Annotated in this window: 1 pseudogene; it reads right to left on the bottom strand. The window is 67.3% G+C overall.

From position 1 onward, the window contains the following. Positions 1–344, bottom strand: a pseudogene (locus ID132_RS01765) (transposase); the annotation flags it as partial.

Raw genomic sequence — 344 nt, 5'->3', positions numbered from 1 at the left:
CATGATGGTCTCGAACTCGACCGGGGTCAAACGACCGAGGGCGGCCTGGCGGCGGCGGCGATGGTACGTGCGCTCGATCCAGGTCACGATTGCGATACGCAGCTGTTCCCGAGTGGCCCAGGAGCGGNNAGGACGTTCTTCTGCAGCAGGGCGAAGAAGCTCTCCATGGCGGCGTTGTCACCGGCCGCGGCCACCCTTCCCATGCTCCCGACCATGCGGTGACGTGACAGGGCGCGCAGGAACTTCCGGCTGCGGAACTGAGATCCCCTGTCCGAGTGCACCACGCAGCCGGCGACGTCACCGCGCATCGCGACGGCGTTGTTCAGGGCGTTGACGGCCAGGCT

Origin of the sequence: Gulosibacter sediminis (assembly GCF_014904065.1) — a bacterium.
Classification (GTDB): domain Bacteria; phylum Actinomycetota; class Actinomycetes; order Actinomycetales; family Microbacteriaceae; genus Gulosibacter; species Gulosibacter sediminis.
The sequence above is the reverse complement of the archived record's forward strand: the minus strand, read 5'-3'. Positions and strand labels throughout refer to the sequence as shown.